Consider the following 19,086-nt stretch of genomic DNA (forward strand, 5'->3'; position numbering starts at 1 on the left):
CGCTAATGTAAGCCTTGCCCCTCGACGTCAGGCTGACATCAAGATGACAATTCTGTCAGCCAGGGCGGGGACCGGTGTAGGCGGCGCGGGGACGGATCAGGCTGCCGTCGCGCCCCTGTTCCAGCGCGTGGGCGATCCAGCCCAGCGAGCGGCCCAGTGCAAACAGGCCGAAGGCGCTGCCGGCTGGCAGATCCAGGTGACGGCGCAGCGCCGCCAGGGCGAAATCGACCGAGGGAGCATGGCCGGTCAGTTCGCGCACGGTGGCGATGGCGACCTGCCAGCGGGGATGGGCGTCGAGAAAGCCCGCCAGCAGGGCCTGAGCCCGTACATCGCCCTGCGGATAGAGATGGTGGCCGAAGCCAGGCAGGTCATCACCCCGTGCCAGCCGTTCGCGCAGGGCCTGGGCTGGATCGGCCGCTATCTCCAGCATGTCCAGCAGCGCCTCGACGCGGGCCGTGGTGCCGCCGTGCAGCGGGCCGCTCAGCGCCGCCAGCCCGCCCACGATGGACGCCTGCAGATTGGCGCCGGTGGAGGCAATGCAGCGGGCGGTGAAGCCGGAGGCATTCAGTTCGTGGTCGGCGCACAGCACCAGCGATCGCCGGACCAGATCGGCACCGGCCGCATCCAGCTGCCAGGCCCGGGCGCACTGCAGGTGCAGGGGTTCAGAGGAGGGCCTGCTACCCAGCAGGCAGGCTGCCAGGCGGCGCACCAGCAGGCCGGCGCTGGCCAGCCGGCGGGCCGACGGCAATTGCCATTGCGCGCCGATGTCCTCGGCACAGGCCAGGGAGAACAAGGGCAGCAGTGTCTGTTCGGCGCGGCGTTCATGCCACTGTGCCGCCAGTGCATCAAATCCTGTGGGCAAGCAGGGCGCTGCCTGGTCGAAGGCCTCATCCACGGTGCAGTCCCAGAGCAGGGCGGCGGCCTCTTCGACGCTGGCCCGAATGCTGAACTCCACCGCATCCTGGCCGCGATAGTACAGGCGCCCGTCCTCGATCAGCGTGAGCGCCGACTCCAATACCGGCAAGCCCCAGTCCAGCGCCGCCCGCGCCACTTCGCGGGGCTTGCGGCCACGGGTGCGGTTGACCGCCAGGCGCTCCACTTCGGTGGCCAGGTAACGGCTTTCCCGCGCTTCTTCCCCCGGATGGGCGTGCAGCAGGCCACGGCTGACGTAGGCATACAGGGTCTGGCGCGACACGCCCAGCAGGGCGGCGGCATCGGCGGAAGAAAGATAGGTGCTCACGGCGGGTCCAGATCGGTCGATAAGTTGATTAAATTAATCAATATTGACGATTAATTCAAGCGGAGTAAGCTGCAGCCATTCCCCCTTGCCCGACACCGACCTTACTTGAGGAGCCCACCATGACCCAGCCTGACACCACATCTGCCCACGCCATGCTGGCCGAGATCTGGAGTGCCCTGGGCGGGCCGGCGGCCGCGCTGGAGACCGTCACCCTCAGTGCTGAGGGTGCCTTGCCCTCGGTCTTTGCCACCAGCGACCTGGCCCAGGCCTCGGTGGCGGCGGCCGGGATGGCGGTGGCGCAGTGGATCCACAGCAGTGGCGCGCCGCTGCCGCCGGTGCAATGCGACCGCCGCCTGGCCTCGATGTGGTTTGCGTCTTCGCTCAGGCCCCAGGGCTGGCAGGGGCCTTCACTCTGGGACTCGGTAGCCGGCGATTATCGTGCTCTGGATGGCTGGATACGCCTGCATACCAACGCCGCGCACCACCGCGCGGCGGCGCTGGCAGTGCTGGGGCTGGATCCGCTGCAGGCGGATCGCGAGGAGGTGGCCCGCGAGGTGGCGCGCTGGCACTGCGCCGAGCTGGAGACGGCGGTGGTCGGCAACGGCGGTTGTGCCGCCGAGATGCGCAGCCAGGCCCAGTGGGCCGCGCATCCGCAAGGCATGGCGGTGGCCGGCGAACCGCTGGTGGCGAGCCAACTGGTCGACGCCGGTCCGGCCACGCCGCGCCCCATTGACCCGTCCCGGCCCCTGGCCGGCGTGCGGGTGCTGGATCTGACGCGGGTCCTGGCCGGCCCGACCGCCACACGCTGCCTGGCCGGCTTCGGCGCCGAGGTCCTGCGCATCGACCCGGCCCGCTGGAATGAGCCCGGCGTGGTGCCGGAAATGACCCTCGGCAAGCGCTGCGCCCATCTGGAGCTGGACCAGCCCCAGGACCGCGCCACCCTGGAAACCCTGCTGGCCCAGGCCGATGTGCTGGTGCACGGTTATCGCGCCGATGCCCTGGAGCACCTGGGCCTGGGGCCGGCCCGGCGCCGCGCCCTGAACCCGGCCCTGGTGGATGTGGCACTGGACGCCTACGGCTGGAGCGGCCCCTGGGCCGGCCGACGCGGCTTCGACAGCCTGGTGCAGATGAGTTGCGGCATTGCCGATGCCGGCATGCGCCAGCACGGCAGCGACAAACCGGTCCCGCTGCCGGTCCAGGCGCTCGATCACGCCACCGGCTACCTGCTGGCCGCGGCTGCCGTGCGCGGACTCACGCTGCGCCAGGCCAGCGGGCAGGGCAGCCAGTACCGCCTGTCGCTGGCCCGCACGGCGCATTTGCTGGCCGCCTATCCGGTGACGCAGGCGCATTCCGGCTTCGCTACCGAAAGCCCGCAGGATCTGGATGCGCACCTGGAACAGACCTTCTGGGGCCCGGCGCAACGGCTGCGTGCGCCCTTGCAGGTGGCTGGTGCGCCCATGCACTGGCGCCTGCCGGCCGGGCCTTTGCGCTCGGCGCCGGCACGCTGGGGCTGAGTACGGCGGCTTGAGGTAGGATGTGCATCCTTGTCACAGGAGACCCACCATGCCCTCGACCGCCCGCAAGCTGCTGACCCAGAACAAGGGACTGCTGGCCTTCATCGCCCTGATGGTGGTGTTTCGCAGTGCCATCGCCGACTACAACGTCGTTCCCAGCGGCTCCATGCTGCCCACCGTGATGGTGGGCGACCGCATCCTGGTGGACAAGCTGGCCTACGACCTGCGCCTGCCGCTGACCCATATCAGCCTGCTGCGCCTGGGTGAGCCGCAGCGCGGCGACATCGTTACCGTTGATTCGCACCAAGCCGGGGAGCTGCTGCTCAAGCGCATCGTCGGCCTGCCCGGTGACGTGGTGGAACTGCGCGACAACGTGCTCACCATCAATGGCCGGGCGGCCAGCTATGGCCAGGCCCAGGTCAGGCCGCTGGCTGGCGATGGCGTGGATGATGCGGTCTACCGCGACGAACGCATCGATGGCATGAACCATCTGGTGCGCCTGTCGGAATCGCATCCCAGCCTGCACAGCAGCTTTGGCCCGGTGGTGGTGCCGGCGGATCATTACATGATGCTGGGCGACAATCGCGACAACAGCATGGATTCGCGCTATTTCGGCTTCTTCGCCCGCAGCGAACTGATGGGGCGCACCAGCCGCATCGCTTTTTCCCTGGATGCGGACAAGGGCTACCGGCCCCGGCTGGACCGCTTCGGCCGCCTGCTGGATCCGGTCGACGTCCATCATCAAGAGCAATAACAGGCGCTGCTCCATTGTTGTCGTAAAAATCTGTGTTTTTTTGCTGTCAATTGCTCAAGTTGTCCAAAAGCATGCCGTTACCAGAAGCGGAAAACATGCAATTGCCATCTGGAGCACATCATTTCTCTCACCTTCATCTCCGATCCGGCCACCGGTCGCCGCAGGAATGCCGTCAGTCATGACGCCATCCTCGATGCCACGTATGTGATGCTCGAGGAGATCGGCTTCGACAAGCTCTCCCTGGAGGGCGTGGCGGCGCGCGCTGGCGTGGGCAAGGCCACCATCTATCGCTGGTGGCCCAACAAGAGCGCCCTGGCCATGGAAGCGCTGCTGCGCGCGGTGGAACCGATGCCGGCCATCGGCGACAGCGGTTCGGCACGGGAAGATATCGGCTTGCATATGTTGCAACTGTCCCAACTGTTGCGTGGCAAGTCCGGTCGTGTGGTGCGCGAGATGATTGCGCTGGCCCAGTTCGATGAAGAGAGCAAGCGCATCTTCAACGACAACTATCTTGAGCCGCGCCGCCTGGCGCTGGTCAATGTCCTGCGCCGCGGCGCCCAACGCAGTGAGTTCAGGGATGATGCCGACCTGAACCTGGTCTTCGATCTGCTGTATGCCCCCTTGCTGCAGCGCCTCCTGACCGGCAGTGCCGACATCGATGAACGCCAGATCCAGTCCCAACTGAAGCTGGTCCTGGGCAGCATCGCGCTGTCCCAACCCTTTTTAGCGACTAGTAAAATTTCGAGCCAACAAGCGTAAATTTTGTTGAGCAGTAGATAATTTGCACCTAGAATCCGAGACGAAACGTATCGTATTGGTTCTGGGAAACTGACTTTTTGTCTTTTAGAACAGGAGTGCTGGTCGTTTTAAGGCGCGTTTTTTGTAAAGAAAACAGCCTCAGCCTCCGTCCTCTCCGTCGCCGTGCGCGAGGGGAATTCTCATGGGAAATGCGAGCCACCATCCTGACCGGTGGCTCCTTCTCCTGTGCCTGCCGTGCCAGGCTTCTCCCTGACCTTTACGTTGATCCGGACTGATATCACCGGCGGCTCCCTGCGGGCTGCCGGATAACGGTTGCCGTTCTGCATTTGGGCGCCTTCGGGCGGCGGTGCGGCGACCCAGGGGCAGACAATACATGCAAGTGCAAGGGGGAAATATGCACGGCGAGGCGATGCAGCAATGCGCGGGCGCAGACGGGGCTTGGCACCGCGAGGGACACTGCCGGCGACAACGCCAGCTGCGGCGCTGTTGCCTGGCTGGCGTGGTGGCCATTCCGGTGTTACTGGGTTTTCTCTGGCTGCAGTTCGCCGCGGCGCGCAGCGGTGGCGAACTGTTCTACGCCGATCGGGTGTGCGGTTGCCGTGACGTGCTGGCGCTGTGGGTGAGCGACTATGTGTGGACGCAGATGATCTGGTTGCCGGGCAATATGCTGTTCCTGCTGATCTGGATCGCGCTGGCGGTCAAGCTTTGGAGCGGCAAGCGGCGCATGTGCTGAAGGCAGCCCTTCTGGCTGCCTGTTCACCTTTTTCACCCTTTTCACCTTTTTCACCCTGTTCACTCTTCTCAACCATCGATATGCGCTACCAGCGGCAGGTGGTCCGAGGCCACACGTGCCAGCGGCGTGCGATGTACGTTCACCTGCAGCAGGCGCTGGCGCGGGCTGATCCAGATACGATCCAGCGCGAACAGTGGCCAGCGTGAGGGAAAGGTGCGTGGCGCCGGTGCTGCCTCGAAATGCGACACCAGCCAGCGCAGCGTCCGTCCCCACATGAACCATTCGTTCACATCGCCCATCAGGATCACCGGTGCCTGGTCGGTATCGAAAGCCTGGAGCAGGCGCTTGATCTGGTCACGCCGTTCAGCCGGCTTCAAGCCCAGATGCGTGGCGACCACCCGCAGCATGTGGCCGTGGCAATCGATATCGGCATCCAGCGCGCCGCGCGGTTCCCGGCTGCCGAAGGAGAGGTCCAGGCTCTGCTTGGCCAGGATGGGATAGCGGCTCAGCACCGCATTGCCATAGCGTCGTTGCGGGGTATCGATGGTCGGTCCTTCGACGGCGAAGAAACCGGTTTCCTCGCGCAGCAGCGCCAGCACATCCACCTGCTCCGTGCCGCCCAGCGGCACTTCCTGCAGGGCCAGCACGTCGGCATCGATTTCGCGCAGGACCTGAGCGATGCGCTGCGGCGAAAACACGCCATCCGTGCCAACCGCACCATGGACGTTGTAGGTGGCTACCGTGAGCGGCCAGGGATTGAGATCGCGCAGCGGCACGTCGGCCGTGCGCACCAGCTCGGCGTCCGCATGCTGCCTCGCTTCGTGCTCTCTCTGGCGGGGATGCACGGAGCCCGAGGTCCCCAAGGTGTCGATCCTCATCAAGCCTGGCGCGCCTCGATCGGATGATCGGCCTGGACGCGTGGCAGCGGGTCTTCGCGGCGCACGGGCTGGTCGGTCGTGGTCACCGCACCGGTGGTCTTGCCCATTGCATTGCGTGACGGCTTGCCCGGCTTCGTCTTCTTGTCGCGCGGCTTGAGCAGCTTCTGCAGGCCGAAGGCCGTCAGCATCAGGGCAGCCGTCACGCCCGCCAGCACCAATACCGTCTGCAGGCTGGGATGGCGGATCGCCTCGGCCAGGTTGTGGGAAAAGACCACCGTCAACACGATGCCCGGCACCATGCCGATCAGGGTGCCCAGCAGGTAATCGCGCAAGCCCAGATGGGAAGCACCGGCCACCACATTGACCACCGTGAAGGGCGCGATCGGCAGCAGCCGCACCACGGCCATGGCGGCGATGCCGCGCTGGGCAAAACGGCGGCTCAGATTGTTGATGCGCGGGCCCAGCATGTCGCGCAGGGCGTCATGGCCCAGCCAGTGACCCAGGCCGAAGCCGAGCAGGGCGCTCAGACCCACCCCGGCCGTGGCGTACAGGCCACCATTGACCGGCCCGAAGACCACCCCCGCCACTGCGATCAGCACGGTGATCGGCACCATCAGCATCCCTGCCACCACGAAGGCGGCAATGACGATGGCGGGTGTGAAGGGCATCTTGTCCACGCTGCGCGCCAGGGCGATGAGCGAACTCAGATTGATCCAGTCGCGCAGCGGCGTGAAGCGCCAGGCCAGCGCAAATACCACCAGTGCCACCGCGAGTATGCCCAGCCCGATCATGCGGCGCGGCACCGGCTTGCGGGCGCTGCGTGGCACGTAGGCGTCGACGATCTCATCGGGGCTGATCGGGCGTTCGGGGTCGAAGACGGCGTTGTCCTGGGTCAGCGCGTCCAGTTCGGGAATCAGGCGCGGGTCCATCGGCCGCAGTTCGCGCTGCTCGGGCTGGCGCAATCGTGCGATGGCCGCATGCAGGCCGGTCTGCTGGTCCATGGCCTGTTGCACGGCGGCCGGGCTCACGCCCAGGTGTTCGGCCAGCAGGCGATTGCGCATGAGCCCGATGGCCTCGGCGATCTCGCGCTGGCGCTGCGCATCGCCCTGGACTTCGATCGTGAGATTGCATTCGGTATCGAAGCCCATCGAACGATTGCTCATATTGGCCGAGCCGACCGAGAACAGGCGGTCATCCATGGCGAAGACCTTGCTGTGTACGTTCAGGCAGCAGCTTTCTTCCAGCCCCGGCAAGTGCGGGCAATACATCTGGTAGCGCGCTTCGGCCGACGGCTGCTGGCCTTCCAGCGCATTCTTGAGGCGATGGTGGATGCGCGCGCGCAGGGCGCCCATGGTGGCCTGTTCCAGCCAGCCGCTCTGGGTCTGCGGGGAAATGACGGCCACTTCCGGGCCATCCGTTTCGCGCAGGCGGGCGCCGATGGCCTCGGCCAGCACGTTGGAAGTGAAATACTGGTTTTCGAAGAACAGATGCTGGCGGGCGGCAGCAATCGCATCCAGATAGAGCTCCCGCACCTCGAACACGCCCGGTCGGTCTTCATAGGCCGGTTCGGTACGGGAGATGCCGATGCGCAGGTCGCGCAGATCCGGCTCGAAGCCATCGGGCCAGAGCTCGTTGGCAGACGCCTGCGATGGCACCAGCCGGGGCGAGCGATCTTCAGTGCGTTCGGCATAGCCTGCCAGCGTCCAGCGGCGACGCGCCAGATCGCCCAGGGCAAGCGCCACATCGCCATCGACCATGGCCTGGACATCATGGAAGGGGGCGTAGGGCTTGTCGTCCGGATCGCGCCGCAGTGGATTGTCGGGCGCATGCTCGGGCGTATCCCAGCGGCAACGCGTCAGATCCAGACCGCCGACGAAGGCCAACTGATCGTCGATGACCACGATCTTCTGGTGATGCGAGGCGCCCACCGGATGGCGCGCGTCGGTGCGGAAATGCAGGCGCTTGTTGCGCGGGCGGCCGGGCTTCCTCGCCATCATCCATTCGCGCTCCAGCGCATAGAGCATGGCGTAGTCCCAGTTGAGCACACGGATGTGCAGCGCAGGCTGCCGCTCCACCAGCGCATGCAGCAGGTCACCCAGCTGCTCCGGCAAGCCGTCGTCACTGCCCTGCGGGACCAGCACCGTGCGGCTGTCCAGATCCCAACCCAGGATGTAGACGCTGTGGCGCGCCTTGACCAGCGCACGCCGCAAGGCGCTGAAATAGTCGGCTGCGTCAATGAGCAGCTTGAAGCGGTCGGCGTGCTCCAGCCGCCAGCAATTGCGGCCAGGCTGCAACAGGCCGGGAGTGGGATTGTCCTGCAGGGTGGGCGACGGCATGGGGGCCTCCGGGTGCGCGGTCTTGTTCTTGTGATCGGGGTGGGTCTGGCTTGCCGCTCAAGGCTGGCCGACCGAGAGCGGATGCTCTTCGCCATCGGTCGAGGCTGGCCGCTTGCCGGCAGGCGCCTCATCCTGGCCCTGGTCCTGGCCCGCCTGCCGATGCTGCGGCTGCTGGGGCAGGGCGTGTGGCTTGCTCTTGTCCATGGCGCCTTCGCTGGCGCGGGTGGTGTCTTCGGGCAGGGGAATGGCTTGGCTCATGGCAGGCTCCTCATCATCGGATGCGGTTGTTCAGTTCACTGTGGTGGCTGGCCGTTGGAGGCGGTCAAGCCGCCATCCACGGGCATGTTGACCCCGGTCACGAAGGCCGCATCGGGGCTGGCCAGGAAGGTGATCACGGCGGCGATCTCCTGCGCGTCGGCGCCACGGCCCAGGGGAATGCGCTCGGCAAACTTGTCCTGCAGGACCGGGTCGTCTTCCATGTCGGCCGTCATCGCGGTGTGCGTGAAGCTGGGGCAGACCGAGTTGACGCGCACGCCCTTGCGGCCGAAGTCCATGGCCATGGCGCGGGTCAGGTTGACCACGGCGCCCTTGGAGGTGTTGTAGGCCGACAGATTCCAGTCCGCACCCAGGCCCGAGACCGAGGCCACGTTGACGATGCAGCCGCGCGTCTTCTGCAGGTGCGGCATGGCTTCACGGGCGCCATAGAACACGCCGTTCACATTGGTGGCCTGGACGCGGTGCCAGTCTTCCGGGCTGACTTCGGTGACGTTGCCTTCGGCAAAGATGCCGGCATCGCTGACCAGCACATCCAGACGGCCGAAGCGCTCGATGGCGAAGGCCACCATCTCGCGCACGTCTTCATGGCGGGAAACGTCGGTCTCGCGGGCTGCCGTACGCTCCGACGGCAGCGAATCGAAGACCTTGGTCAGGGCCGCCGCATTGCGGTCGGCCAGCAAGACCTGGGCACCTTCATCGGAAAACCGCCGCGCAGTGGCCTCGCCGATGCCGGAAGCCGCGCCCGTGACGATGACGACCTTGTCCTTGAAGCGCTGCAGATGGGAAGGGTTCAGTGGATGCATGCGGACTCCTTTGCAAATCGCAGGAAATAATGAAGAAATGGTGGATGGCAGGCAGCCTGACCACCAGGAAGACCAGGGTAGGAAGACCAGGGTAGGACCAGGATGCCAATGCCTGACGATAGCCAACGATAGGCCATGGCCCGCCATCGGCACATCGGACAGCTCCCCAAGCTGATGTAGGAAGACGCTGTCTCAGCCCGTGTCGAGTGGGCGCGCGTCCTGCCGCTTGAGACCGGCTTTCTCATCGGCGGCCGCGGCCTGAATGCGAGCTCTTTCCTGCGCCGCTTGTCACAAATGGATTGTCACGTCGCAGTAATACTTCAGTGCAACAATGCGCCCCGCATCCAGACCGGTCGCTCATTTGTTCATGTTCCAGGGACGAATGTGAAACAAATGACAACACCGGTTCACCGCCATCTCAAGGGGAATTCCATGACCATCTGCATGCGTATCACGCTCCTGGTGATACTTACCTTCGTCGCCATTGCCGGCATCGGTGGCTACGCGATGTACCAGTCGCGCAGCAGCGCCGTCGAGGTCCGTTCCGTCACCGAAGGCGTGATGCCCAGCGTGCTGGCCTCGTCCGACCTGATGGGGCAGTTGAAGGACGTACAGTTGGCGGCCATGGTGATGGTCACCGAGAGCGATACCCAATTGGTCGCGCAGGAAAACGACGAGCTGGCCGAAAAGAAGACCGTGCTGGAACAGGCCCTGGCGGCCCAGGCCAAGCAGGCTGAAGGCGTGGCCCAGCGTGGCCTGATCGAGCAGGCCAGGGAAAGCCTGGACAACTACTTCGGCGCCATCGACACCACCGCCAAGTTCAAGCTGGCCGGCAAGAACGAGATCGCGCAGGCGCAGTTCTTCGGCGGCGTGATGCAGTACCAGAGCGAACTGGAAGGCATCGTCAACACCCTGCGCATCGAAAAGAACCGCTTCAAGGACAATGCCATTGCCTCGCTCAACGGCAAGCTGGCTCAGACCACCACCACCATCAGCGTGGTCACGGTGATGGCCGTGCTGCTGCTGGGGGGCATCGGTTTCCTGCTGTATCGCCAGATCACCGGCCCCATCAGCCGCATGGCGGCGATGATGGGCGAGATCGCCACCAGCCAGGATTTCACCCGCCGTCTGCCGGTGCAGCGCATGGATGAGGTGGGGCATTCCATCGTCGCCTTCAACGGCATGGTCGAGAAGATCGAAGAAGCCTCGGCCCAGGTGCGCCAGAAGACCGCCGACATGCAGGCCATGCTGCAGAACATCCCGCAGGGCATCCTGACCATCGTCGAGGGCAACCGTGTCCACCCGGAATACTCGGCCTTCCTCGAAACCGTCTTCGAGACCACCGATATCGCCGGCCGCGACGTGATGGAACTGGTCTTTGCCAATACCAACCTGGGCGCCGATACGCTGTCGCAGATCGAAGCCATCGGCGGCGCCTGCATCGGTGAAGACGTCATGAACTTCGAGTTCAACGAACACCTGATGGTGGGCGAGATCGAAAAGACCATGGCCGACGGCAGCAAGAAGATCCTGGACCTGTCCTGGTCGCCCATCACCGACGAGAGCGATACGGTGATCCGCCTGATGCTGTGCGTGCGTGACGTGACCGAGCTGCGCCAGCTGGCGGCGGAAGCCAACGAACAGAAGCGCGAACTGGAAATGATCGGCGAGATCCTGGCTGTGGCCGCGCCCAAGTTCGCCGAGTTCATCGGTAGCGCGCGCCGCTTCCTGGACGAGAACGAGCAGATCGTGCACCAGAACCCGGAAGCGACCGCCTTCGCCATCGCCAAGCTGTTCCGCAACATGCACACCATCAAGGGCAATGGCCGCACCTATGGCCTGCTGCACCTGGCCAACGTGGTCCACCACGCCGAACAGCACTACGACGACCTGCGCCATCCGGCCAGCGGCGCCGTGTGGAACCAGCAGGAACTGCTGCAGCAACTGGCCCAGGTGCGCGAGTTGATCGACCGCTACGCCCGCATCAATGAGGTGACCCTGGGTCGTGGCAGCAGCACCGCCAGCGCTGGCGAACAGGTGCTGCCGGGTTACGAGCGCCAGGTCCTGACCATCGACCGCAAGCACATCCAGGAAAGCCTGCAGCGCCTGGAAAACGTCAACACCGCCAACCTGCACGAACTGGTGGCCGTGCGTAACGACGTGCGCCGTACCCTGCGCCTGCTGGGCACCGAGACCATCGCCGACGTGCTGGCCCCGATCACCGATTCGCTGCCGGCGCTGGCAGCCGATCTGGACAAGGCGGCCCCGGTCGTGGAGATCGAGGACAACGGTTACGTGGTCCATAGTTTTGCCGCGCCGCTGCTGCAGAACGTGTTCATGCACCTGATCCGCAATGCCATGGATCACGGCCTGGAAGGGCGCCAGGAACGGGCCGCCAAGGGCAAGCCCGAGACCGGTACCATCAAGCTGGAGACGGGCGTGATGGACGACATGTTCCAGCTGGCGCTATCCGACGACGGCCGTGGCCTGGCGCTGGAAAAGGTGCGTCAGATCGGCATCGAAAAGCAGCTCATCACCGTGGACCAGGCCCTGTCGGACGCCGAGATCGCCCGCCTGATCCTGCAACCGGGCTTCTCCACCCGCAGCGAAGTGACCGATGTCTCCGGTCGTGGCGTGGGCATGGATGCGGTGCTGGACTTCGTCACCCGCGAACATGGGCAGATCGAGATCCGCTTTGCCGATACCAACGAAGGTGCCGCCTTCCGCCCCTTCCAGATCATCGTGATGCTGCCCGAGAGCGTGGCGGTGGAAGTGGATGGCATCGACGTACCTTACCCGGTGGCCGGCCAGGAGGCGACGGCGCCGGTCGCGCTGCCGCCGCAGGACGGCAATCCCCAGGTGGCCTGAAGACAGGCCGCATCGGGCACCCAAGCAAGAGAAGCAAACGCGGAAGCAAAAAAACGGATGAGCATGTTCAATTCGATCCTCCTGATGGCGCTGGGCGCCGCCCTGGCCGGCCTGCCGATGACCTGGTTGTGGCTGCGACAGAAGCGTCGCGCCGGGCAGCTGTTCGATTCCGGCCAGCTGGAGCAGGCCCGCGACCAGGCATTGGCGACCCTGGCACAACAGCAAGAGCAGTGGGCCGCCCATCAGCAGCAACTGGAACAGCAGCAACTGGCCGCCGAGCGCCACATGGCCGAGTTGCGTCACGAGAGCGAGGCCATGCTGGCCCGCCTCAACCACCAGCAAAGCGACAGCCTCTCGCGCGTGATGCAGAACTGCGACGCCTCCCAGGACACCATCGGCAAGCTGCTGGGCCTGGTGCGGACCTTCGAGCGCTGGCACGACGACATGAACGAACTCATCACCCACAACCGCGACATGCACCGCATGAACGACGAGTTCGCCCTGATCGTGAACCAGGTCATCATCGTGGCCCTGAACGCTTCCATCGAGGCCGCCCGTGCCGGCGTGCACGGGCGCGGCTTCGCCGTGGTGGCGCAGGAGGTGCGCGACCTGGCGCAACGGGCCGAGAAACTCTCCAAGAGCTACCGCGCCAACCTGTACCAGAACGACCTGATCACCACCACCACCTTCCAGGACCTGCAGGCCGGCGGCAAGATGATCATGGGCGCCGTCATCGGCCTGGACCTGATCAACAAGAAGACCAGGGCAACCCTGGCCGAGGCGGCATGAGCGCCAACGACATGGACGAGCTGCAGGCCGTGGCCCAGAGCATCGCCGACGAGCGCATCAGCGCCAGCGCCCGCGATGGCTTCGACACCCTGTTGCAGCAGGCCCTGCGCGGCAGCGTGGTCCCCTCCGGCGCCGATGCGGTGATCACCGCCGTCGAGGTGGACGATCTGGCGGAAAAGAAGATGGTGGTGCTCACCATTTCCTCCTACCTGTTCCGCCTGATGGTGATGTTCCATTTCACGCCGGACGCCGCCACCAAGGGCCACTTTGTGCGGCTTACCGGTGCTGGAGCGGCTGAGACGGGGGCAGGGGGGGCAGAGAGCGAGCAGGCCTTCATGGATGCGCTGGCCGAGTGCGGCAACCTGTGCTGCGGCATCTTCAACCGCGAGCTGGGGCGCTTCTTCCCGCACCTGGGCATGTCCACGCCCAATGTCATCGATACCCAGTGCCTGCACTACCTGCACAAGCTCAGGCACGCCCATGTGCGCCACTTCGCCATCGACATCGACCAGTCGCCCCGGCTGCATGTCTCGCTCTGCGTATCGGCCTATGACCGGCTGGACTTTGCCGTGTCGGCCGACGAGCAGGCAGACACCACCGGCGAACTCGAACTGTTCTAGACCGCCATCAACGATCCGGGGAACCCACACCATCATGCAAGCCAGCGCCAGCCTCGACAACACCATCACCAGCAAGGTCCTGGTCCTGGACCGTGACGCCGACTGCTACGACACCATCAAGTCCTTTTGCGAACGACATCAACTGGTCGGCCTGAAGGCGCATGAAGAACACGTCATGGCGGTCTTGCGCAGCAACGTCGACCTGGGCGGCATCATGCTCTCGGAGAGCCTGGCCGGTCTGGGCGAGGGCGGTCGCGGCCTGGCCCGCCGCATCCGCGAGGTGCGCCCGGAGTTGCCCCTCTTCCTGCGCCGCCGCCGTGAAAGCGCCGACACGCCATTGGCCGAGCGCGACAGCGAACTCTTCAGCGCCGTCTACCGCATCGACGACATCGAAGCCCTGGCCCCCGCCGTGGCGGCCTCCATCTTCAGCCAGCGCTACCCCAATGCCCTGGTGCGCGGTATCGCCGAAATCAGCCGCATGGTGCTGGAGAGCCAGTTCCCGGGTATGCAGGTGGAGATCGACCAGCCCTATCTGGTGCGTGACCGCATCATCTTCGGTGAAGTGTTTACCTTGATCCCGCTGGAGAGCAGCTGGTGCCGTGGCTACATGATGCTGCAGGCCGAGCAGAAGACCCTGCAGGCGCTGGCACCGGAAGCGGCTGACGATTTCCGCCATCTCAACAATGCCCTGGGCGACCTGACCAACCTGATCTGGGGCTGGTTCAAGAACCGCTTCATCAACCAGAGTCAGCCCATCCAGCAGTTGAGCCAGGTGCCCATCATCATCAACCACCAGCATCGCTACATCTCCTTCGGCTCGGACGATGCGCAGCTGTGCTTCAAGTACGTGCTGCGCCGGGACGACGGCGTGCCGCTGGTGCTGCTGCAGCGCTTCATCTTCAACCTGTCCTGGTCGCCCGAGGATTTCCGCGAGAACCAGACCTCGGTGGAGGAACTGTTCGAATCGGGCGAGCTGGAACTGTTCTGACCTGGCTGCCCGCGGCGAAGACTGCGCCCCCCAACCCCTCATTGACGCAACCCTAGTGAAAGAGAATTCAACATGGCACAAATCCTGGTAGTGGACGATTCGAGCACCGTGCGCGCCGAAGTCGGCGACTTCCTCAAGAAGAACGGCCTGGACGTGGCGCTGGCCGTGGACGGCCGCGACGGCCTGAACAAGCTCAAGGGCGACCCGGCCATCAAGCTGGTGGTGTCCGACGTGAACATGCCCAACATGGACGGTCTGACCATGGCCGAGAAGATCCGCAGCGAACTGGGCAATGCCAGCGTGAACATCATCATGCTTACCACCGAGAACTCGCCCATCATGAAGGAACGCGGCAAGGCCGCCGGCATCAAGGGCTGGATCGTCAAACCCTTCAAGGGGGAGGCAGTGCTGCCGACTTTCAAGAAGCTGGTGGGCGCCTGAGCAACTGCCTGCAGCAGAACAAGAACGCCCGCTGCGTGCGGGCGTTTTTTGCGTCGACATAAGGCTGCGGCGCACCGCGCTGTCTAGCGGCAAGACCTGCCTCACTGCAGCAGGTCAAGACAGGTGCAGGGGCCGGCTCAGCGGCCGAATTCCTTGGTGCAGGTCTCCAGGGGAGCTTGGTCGGCAGCGACCGCCAGCAGGTCGTAGACATGGACCATCACATTGCCGGGGGCCAGGGACTGGCCGACGATGACGAAATAGCGGCCGTCCGTGGACAGAAAATTCCTGGCGGTGGTGATCGTCTTTCCGAGAGACCGGTTCAGCAGGCCGCTGGGCGAGCGCTGGGCCGGTTTCAGTTCCACCTTCAGCGCGAGCGCGATCTGGGCCGGCAGGGCGTCGAGATCGACCGCGCCGGACAAGTCATAGAGCGCGCCCATGACCTGACTGGCGTCATCGAAACCCGCCAGGATGAGCCTTTGCACGGGGAACTGCGGCGTGCCACAGATCGGCGCCGCGTTCTCGCCTGCCACTTCGGTCATCAGATTGAAGTAGTTGCCGGAACATAGCGGGCCGTTGTTGCTCCATTTCCCCGGAAAATTCTTGTCCATCAGCGTCCTGGCCTCTTGCATGGTGTGACCCAGAAAGCTCTGGGGCGGCGGGCATTGCTGGGCGTGGGTCACGCTGACGCAAAAGCACAGTGCGCCGGCAAGCAGGGGCAATTTCATTTGGAATCCTTGATGGCAGAAGTCTGTGCGCGGTCCTGTCTCCAGCAGGACCGCAGCATCCGAGATAGATCGAGAGGCGCTTACCGTACCAGTTCCCAGCGCTGCTGCGTCCAACGCAGCACGGCAGAGGACAAGGGCGCTGGCGACTGCTGCGCGACCTTGCGCCCTGCCGCCCGGAGGGCATCGATGGCCTGCGGACTGTCATCGCTCGCGTATAACAGGTAGTTAGCCGCCGGCAAGGTGATCAGCAGGACACCGCCCTGTGCATCCACCAGTGGCTTCCAGTCGTCATGGAGCGCAACACGGCTGGTTTCAAAGAAATCAGTGGCGAGCTGGCCCAACTTTCCGGGGGCCGCAGGGGTGGCCGCTTCGGAAAGCGGCTTGAGCAATTTGCGGAGATTGGTGGCACCCAGGTCGAACAGTTGATCCTGGGTCAGGCCAAGCTTCTCCAGGTCCTTGTCGCTCAGGGTGCGGATGGACCGTGGGGTGTCCAGGACGGCCAGGGCGACCAGACCTTCGACCAGGGGCCGATACTGGAGATGGGTGGGCGATCCCGCCTTGGCGGAGGCCAGTTCCACGCTCTGGACGTAGTCCGTGGGCCGGATGACGAGGCGAACGGCATCTTTGTCGATGGGCGCGTTGGCCACCTTGAGGGCGTCGGCCATGGCCTTGGCAAAATTGCTTGCCTCGGCGTCACAGTTCAAGACCGATTGCTGGCAAAAGGCATACAGGCGACCGAGATTGACCTGGAGAGAGCCCACTGTGAGGGCGAGCGGCTCCTTGATCTGCACCGGCGTTTCCCCAGCCTCGGGCCGCATCTTGGCCACCATGTATTCGGTAAAGCCGTTTTGGTCCATCGGAACTGGTGCAGCCTGCAGCGAACTGCAGGCCAGCGCGGACAGAAACAACCATGCCAGCCTCATTTTGCGGATGCCTTGGAAAACCATTCAACCCCCTGGGATATTTTTTGGAATGCATTGATCCTCACCGCAGTTGCCCGGCGGCAAGCGCTTGGTGAGCCCGCTGCACTCTAGCGTAAAGAGGTCCCTCGCGCTAGCCGGGGAAGCAGTCAGAGAAGGGGGCAGGCCGTGACAGCGACATAGTGGCCGTTCTGCTTTCAGGCGAAGTTTTCGCGGGAATTAACGTAGCTACAATTATTTTTTTAATATCTTAGAAGCTTGTCTGAAGCGAACCGAAGCGAGATCGAACGATATGCCAACACTTAAAAAACGAACCATCCTGCCCACGGCAGCCGAAGATGCAGCCATCACTGCAGCTGCTAAGTCCGATCCGGACGCGCAGCCGCTCAGTGACCCTCAAATGGCCGCCATGCGGCCGGCAAGGGGGCGTGGCAGGCAGGCCGGCAGCGGTAGCAAGATACAGGTGACGATGCGTTTTGATCAGGACATCGTCGAGGCCTTCAAGCGTGGTGGCGACGGCTGGCAGAGTCGGATAAACGGCGCCCTGCGCGAATGGCTGGTGCAACATCAGTCATTGAAGGCCTGATCGCAGATCTGCGCAGGAGCAGATCTGCCAGTCCTCATTGAACGGATAGACGATTGATGCGTTCTGCCTGTTTCACTGCTCCTCCAGCACCAGCTCAAAGCAGATCAACACGGGATTGCAGCCCCGCGCCAGCACCCCTTCACAGACCTGGCCTTGCGGATTGACGAGGCCGATATCCAGGCGGCCGATGCCATCCCGCACTTCCCCGGCACGGATCAGGATTTCCGTGGCGCGGTCATCCAGTACGCGGCCGTCCTCGAACTCGGCGCCGATGATGCTGCCCACGCTACCGCGCACGATGGCGTTGCGCATGTCGTGGGCGGCGCAGGCCTGCTCGACGGCCAGGGTCAGGTCCTGGTCGGGCCGGATGCGGGCCAGCACCACGCGCTTGCCGGTGGCGACGACGGCCTGGTCCGATAGGCGGGTGGGGTAGAAGAGGGTGAAATTGGTTTCCGGATCGTAGCGCGTGGCCATGGTGGCGTCGTGCAAACCCCAGGCCTGGGCCGGTGCGGTTTGGCCGACGATGGTCTTTTCCATCATCAGGTGGCCGCCCTGGCGCTGGCCATCGCGACCACGCCAGATGGCATGGCAATGCACGAAGGGCTCGCCGTCCTTGCGCCCATAGGTGGCGCAGGCGTATTCGATGACGGTGCCTTCTTCCATCGCATGCGGCGCGCTGTAGAAGGCGGCATGCTGGTCGTCCACCGCCAGCGCGGGCATGAGGAAGTGCAGCGCGGCGATCTTCAGGTTGGAAAAGCGCACGGTACCGCCATCGAGCCCGGCGCGCGAGAGCGGGATGCTGATCGCGTCGCGCAGGCTCAGGCCCGCCTCCAGGGTGAAATCAAGCTGCATGGCCTGGCCTTCCAGGCTGACGATGCGTTCGGGGTCAGGCGGGCCGGGATGGCGGACGGTACGGGCGAAGGCTTGCGGGGTGGGCATGCGGTCTCCTGGGGAAGGTGTCTGGGTGCGGCTTTGGTGGGCCGTCGGATAGCCGGTTCGTAGGCGGCTGGTGTGGTGAATTATCCTGCGTTCTGCGTGGGATTGCTGGTGAATGTTTTTAACCGGAATGCCCTTTGACTGAGCTGATTTCCAAATTTTGCCGCAAGCAAAATGACGAGATTTATTTCCTGAATATAGCTTTTTTCATTAAAAAGTTATAATTTGGCTATATTCGGTCCCCATGAACCAGATCACCTGGACCCAAAAGGCCGCCAAGCAGCTTCGCAAGCTTGATCCTCAAGTGCGATCACCGATCTACGAAGCCGTCCAGGCATTGACGCACATGCCTGCCTGCCTGAATGTCAAGAGCTTGATCAACCATGAATACGGTTTTCGGCTCAGGGTCGGTCACTACCGTGTGTTATTCGATTGGACAGTGGAGATCAGGATTGTCGAAATCCACGAAGTGAGAAAACGCGATGAACGCACCTACTGACATTCAAATGATCAAAGGCCCGGATGGCAACCCGGCCTTCGTCGTGTTGCCCTACGCTGAATTCATGTCCCTTTACGGCAAGGAGCGCAATCTGATTCCCAATGAAGTGGTGGGTGCGACGGTGGACGGCACCACTCCGATACGTGCATGGCGCGAGTATCTAGGGTTGACGCAGGATGTCGTGGCACAACGCATGGGCATCAGCCAGCCGACTTATGCAAAGCATGAGAAGAGCCTAAGACCCAGAGCCTCCACGATCGCAAGGATTGCGGTCGCCCTCGGTATCACCAGGGAACAATTGGACTTCTGAGTGGCATTCGGATGACTTGCGTCCGGGCGAGCTCGCTTGCGATGTTATGACGTGCGGCGGGTCGTCGATCCGTTAGTGAGCACTTACGTATCCCGTCAATTTTCGGACGTT

The 19,086-nt window shown here is 64.1% G+C and carries 20 protein-coding genes; 12 read left to right on the top strand and 8 right to left on the bottom strand.

What is annotated here, in order from left to right:
* Positions 1 to 55: 55 nt before the first annotated feature.
* On the bottom strand, positions 56 to 1,240 hold the full coding sequence (locus HBH1_RS08750) for a citrate synthase family protein (RefSeq protein ID WP_102662421.1): 1,185 nt from the start codon (positions 1,238 to 1,240) through the stop codon (positions 56 to 58).
* A gap of 119 nt (positions 1,241 to 1,359) precedes the next feature.
* Between HBH1_RS08750 and HBH1_RS08755 the strand changes: the two genes are divergently transcribed.
* The 4 genes from HBH1_RS08755 to HBH1_RS08770 all read left to right on the top strand — a co-directional run bounded on the left by HBH1_RS08755 (position 1,360) and on the right by HBH1_RS08770 (position 5,000).
* Positions 1,360 to 2,754: a CoA transferase gene (locus HBH1_RS08755; protein WP_102662422.1), complete on the top strand. Its 1,395-nt coding sequence runs from the start codon at positions 1,360 to 1,362 to the stop codon at positions 2,752 to 2,754.
* Between the two features lie 49 nt (positions 2,755 to 2,803).
* Positions 2,804 to 3,508 carry a signal peptidase I gene (gene lepB, locus HBH1_RS08760; protein ID WP_102662423.1) on the top strand — a complete coding sequence of 235 codons (705 nt, stop codon included), beginning with the start codon at positions 2,804 to 2,806 and terminating at the stop codon, positions 3,506 to 3,508.
* 186 nt (positions 3,509 to 3,694) lie between these two features.
* On the top strand, positions 3,695 to 4,267 hold the full coding sequence (locus HBH1_RS08765; protein WP_255411879.1) for a TetR/AcrR family transcriptional regulator: 573 nt from the start codon (positions 3,695 to 3,697) through the stop codon (positions 4,265 to 4,267).
* 373 nt (positions 4,268 to 4,640) lie between these two features.
* The gene (locus HBH1_RS08770) at positions 4,641 to 5,000 is read left to right on the top strand and encodes a hypothetical protein (protein ID WP_233207569.1); all 360 of its coding nucleotides are present in this window, start codon (positions 4,641 to 4,643) and stop codon (positions 4,998 to 5,000) included.
* Positions 5,001 to 5,068: 68 nt separating this feature from the next.
* Here HBH1_RS08770 and HBH1_RS08775 read toward each other — a convergent pair whose 3' ends face one another.
* Genes HBH1_RS08775 through HBH1_RS08790 form a run of 4 tightly spaced genes read right to left on the bottom strand, consistent with a single transcriptional unit; the run spans position 5,069 to position 9,293 of the window.
* Positions 5,069 to 5,878, bottom strand: a complete 810-nt coding sequence (locus HBH1_RS08775; RefSeq protein ID WP_102662425.1) for an endonuclease/exonuclease/phosphatase family protein — start codon at positions 5,876 to 5,878, stop codon at positions 5,069 to 5,071.
* Entirely contained in the window at positions 5,878 to 8,214 is a 2,337-nt protein-coding gene (locus tag HBH1_RS08780) for a VTT domain-containing protein (protein ID WP_102662426.1), read from the bottom strand. Before HBH1_RS08780 ends, HBH1_RS08775 begins: the two co-directional genes overlap by 1 nt.
* A 57-nt stretch (positions 8,215 to 8,271) precedes the next feature.
* The gene (locus HBH1_RS08785) at positions 8,272 to 8,472 is read right to left on the bottom strand and encodes a hypothetical protein (protein ID WP_102662427.1); all 201 of its coding nucleotides are present in this window, start codon (positions 8,470 to 8,472) and stop codon (positions 8,272 to 8,274) included.
* Between the two features lie 35 nt (positions 8,473 to 8,507).
* On the bottom strand, positions 8,508 to 9,293 hold the full coding sequence (locus HBH1_RS08790; protein ID WP_102662428.1) for a meso-2,3-butanediol dehydrogenase: 786 nt from the start codon (positions 9,291 to 9,293) through the stop codon (positions 8,508 to 8,510).
* A gap of 432 nt (positions 9,294 to 9,725) precedes the next feature.
* Between HBH1_RS08790 and HBH1_RS08795 the strand changes: the two genes are divergently transcribed.
* The 5 genes from HBH1_RS08795 to HBH1_RS08815 all read left to right on the top strand — a co-directional run bounded on the left by HBH1_RS08795 (position 9,726) and on the right by HBH1_RS08815 (position 14,999).
* Positions 9,726 to 12,161 carry an ATP-binding protein gene (locus HBH1_RS08795; protein WP_102662429.1) on the top strand — a complete coding sequence of 812 codons (2,436 nt, stop codon included), beginning with the start codon at positions 9,726 to 9,728 and terminating at the stop codon, positions 12,159 to 12,161.
* 63 nt (positions 12,162 to 12,224) lie between these two features.
* Entirely contained in the window at positions 12,225 to 12,950 is a 726-nt protein-coding gene (locus tag HBH1_RS25635; RefSeq protein ID WP_102662597.1) for a methyl-accepting chemotaxis protein, read from the top strand.
* Positions 12,947 to 13,570 carry a hypothetical protein gene (locus tag HBH1_RS08805; protein ID WP_102662430.1) on the top strand — a complete coding sequence of 208 codons (624 nt, stop codon included), beginning with the start codon at positions 12,947 to 12,949 and terminating at the stop codon, positions 13,568 to 13,570. Before HBH1_RS25635 ends, HBH1_RS08805 begins: the two co-directional genes overlap by 4 nt.
* A 34-nt stretch (positions 13,571 to 13,604) precedes the next feature.
* Positions 13,605 to 14,558: a chemotaxis protein CheX gene (locus HBH1_RS08810; RefSeq protein ID WP_102662431.1), complete on the top strand. Its 954-nt coding sequence runs from the start codon at positions 13,605 to 13,607 to the stop codon at positions 14,556 to 14,558.
* Between the two features lie 72 nt (positions 14,559 to 14,630).
* Positions 14,631 to 14,999, top strand: a complete 369-nt coding sequence (locus HBH1_RS08815) for a response regulator (protein WP_006462277.1) — start codon at positions 14,631 to 14,633, stop codon at positions 14,997 to 14,999.
* Between the two features lie 137 nt (positions 15,000 to 15,136).
* Here the strand turns inward: HBH1_RS08815 and HBH1_RS08820 are convergent, their stop codons facing one another.
* The gene (locus HBH1_RS08820) at positions 15,137 to 15,724 is read right to left on the bottom strand and encodes a hypothetical protein (RefSeq protein WP_102662432.1); all 588 of its coding nucleotides are present in this window, start codon (positions 15,722 to 15,724) and stop codon (positions 15,137 to 15,139) included.
* An 80-nt stretch (positions 15,725 to 15,804) separates the two neighbouring features.
* Positions 15,805 to 16,671, bottom strand: coding sequence for a DUF1444 domain-containing protein (locus HBH1_RS08825; RefSeq protein ID WP_146012835.1), 867 nt, complete (start codon positions 16,669 to 16,671; stop codon positions 15,805 to 15,807).
* Positions 16,672 to 16,936: 265 nt separating this feature from the next.
* Between HBH1_RS08825 and HBH1_RS08830 the strand changes: the two genes are divergently transcribed.
* On the top strand, positions 16,937 to 17,230 hold the full coding sequence (locus HBH1_RS08830; RefSeq protein ID WP_102662434.1) for a BrnA antitoxin family protein: 294 nt from the start codon (positions 16,937 to 16,939) through the stop codon (positions 17,228 to 17,230).
* A 72-nt stretch (positions 17,231 to 17,302) separates the two neighbouring features.
* Here the strand turns inward: HBH1_RS08830 and HBH1_RS08835 are convergent, their stop codons facing one another.
* A complete protein-coding gene (locus HBH1_RS08835; protein ID WP_102662435.1) occupies positions 17,303 to 18,169 on the bottom strand; it encodes a PPC domain-containing DNA-binding protein in 867 nt (288 codons plus the stop codon).
* A 241-nt stretch (positions 18,170 to 18,410) separates the two neighbouring features.
* Here HBH1_RS08835 and HBH1_RS08840 point away from each other — a divergent pair, with 241 nt between their 5' ends.
* Both HBH1_RS08840 and HBH1_RS08845 read left to right on the top strand, forming a co-directional pair.
* Positions 18,411 to 18,665: a type II toxin-antitoxin system RelE family toxin gene (locus tag HBH1_RS08840; RefSeq protein ID WP_102662436.1), complete on the top strand. Its 255-nt coding sequence runs from the start codon at positions 18,411 to 18,413 to the stop codon at positions 18,663 to 18,665.
* Positions 18,649 to 18,975, top strand: a complete 327-nt coding sequence (locus HBH1_RS08845) for a helix-turn-helix domain-containing protein (RefSeq protein WP_102662437.1) — start codon at positions 18,649 to 18,651, stop codon at positions 18,973 to 18,975. Before HBH1_RS08840 ends, HBH1_RS08845 begins: the two co-directional genes overlap by 17 nt.
* The last annotated feature ends 111 nt before the right edge of the window (positions 18,976 to 19,086 follow it).

This window comes from Herbaspirillum sp. BH-1 (genome assembly GCF_002870055.1).
In the GTDB taxonomy this organism is placed as follows: Bacteria; Pseudomonadota; Gammaproteobacteria; order Burkholderiales; family Burkholderiaceae_D; genus Herbaspirillum; species Herbaspirillum frisingense.

Bases quoted from the DNA above. Each gene is read 5' to 3' on its own strand.
- HBH1_RS08835 (WP_102662435.1), bottom strand. From the start codon at position 18,169: ATGCCCACCCCGCAAGCCTTCGCCCGTACCGTCCGCCATCCCGGCCCG.
- HBH1_RS08775 (WP_102662425.1), bottom strand. From the start codon at position 5,878: ATGAGGATCGACACCTTGGGGACCTCGGGCTCCGTGCATCCCCGCCAG.
- HBH1_RS08840 (WP_102662436.1), top strand. From the start codon at position 18,411: ATGAACCAGATCACCTGGACCCAAAAGGCCGCCAAGCAGCTTCGCAAG.
- HBH1_RS08845 (WP_102662437.1), top strand. From the start codon at position 18,649: ATGAACGCACCTACTGACATTCAAATGATCAAAGGCCCGGATGGCAAC.
- HBH1_RS08815 (WP_006462277.1), top strand. From the start codon at position 14,631: ATGGCACAAATCCTGGTAGTGGACGATTCGAGCACCGTGCGCGCCGAA.
- HBH1_RS08820 (WP_102662432.1), bottom strand. From the start codon at position 15,724: ATGAAATTGCCCCTGCTTGCCGGCGCACTGTGCTTTTGCGTCAGCGTG.
- lepB (WP_102662423.1), top strand. From the start codon at position 2,804: ATGCCCTCGACCGCCCGCAAGCTGCTGACCCAGAACAAGGGACTGCTG.
- HBH1_RS08795 (WP_102662429.1), top strand. From the start codon at position 9,726: ATGACCATCTGCATGCGTATCACGCTCCTGGTGATACTTACCTTCGTC.
- HBH1_RS08780 (WP_102662426.1), bottom strand. From the start codon at position 8,214: ATGCCGTCGCCCACCCTGCAGGACAATCCCACTCCCGGCCTGTTGCAG.
- HBH1_RS25635 (WP_102662597.1), top strand. From the start codon at position 12,225: ATGTTCAATTCGATCCTCCTGATGGCGCTGGGCGCCGCCCTGGCCGGC.
- HBH1_RS08790 (WP_102662428.1), bottom strand. From the start codon at position 9,293: ATGCATCCACTGAACCCTTCCCATCTGCAGCGCTTCAAGGACAAGGTC.
- HBH1_RS08805 (WP_102662430.1), top strand. From the start codon at position 12,947: ATGAGCGCCAACGACATGGACGAGCTGCAGGCCGTGGCCCAGAGCATC.
- HBH1_RS08810 (WP_102662431.1), top strand. From the start codon at position 13,605: ATGCAAGCCAGCGCCAGCCTCGACAACACCATCACCAGCAAGGTCCTG.
- HBH1_RS08770 (WP_233207569.1), top strand. From the start codon at position 4,641: ATGCAAGTGCAAGGGGGAAATATGCACGGCGAGGCGATGCAGCAATGC.
- HBH1_RS08785 (WP_102662427.1), bottom strand. From the start codon at position 8,472: ATGAGCCAAGCCATTCCCCTGCCCGAAGACACCACCCGCGCCAGCGAA.
- HBH1_RS08830 (WP_102662434.1), top strand. From the start codon at position 16,937: ATGCCAACACTTAAAAAACGAACCATCCTGCCCACGGCAGCCGAAGAT.
- HBH1_RS08825 (WP_146012835.1), bottom strand. From the start codon at position 16,671: ATGGTTTTCCAAGGCATCCGCAAAATGAGGCTGGCATGGTTGTTTCTG.
- HBH1_RS08755 (WP_102662422.1), top strand. From the start codon at position 1,360: ATGACCCAGCCTGACACCACATCTGCCCACGCCATGCTGGCCGAGATC.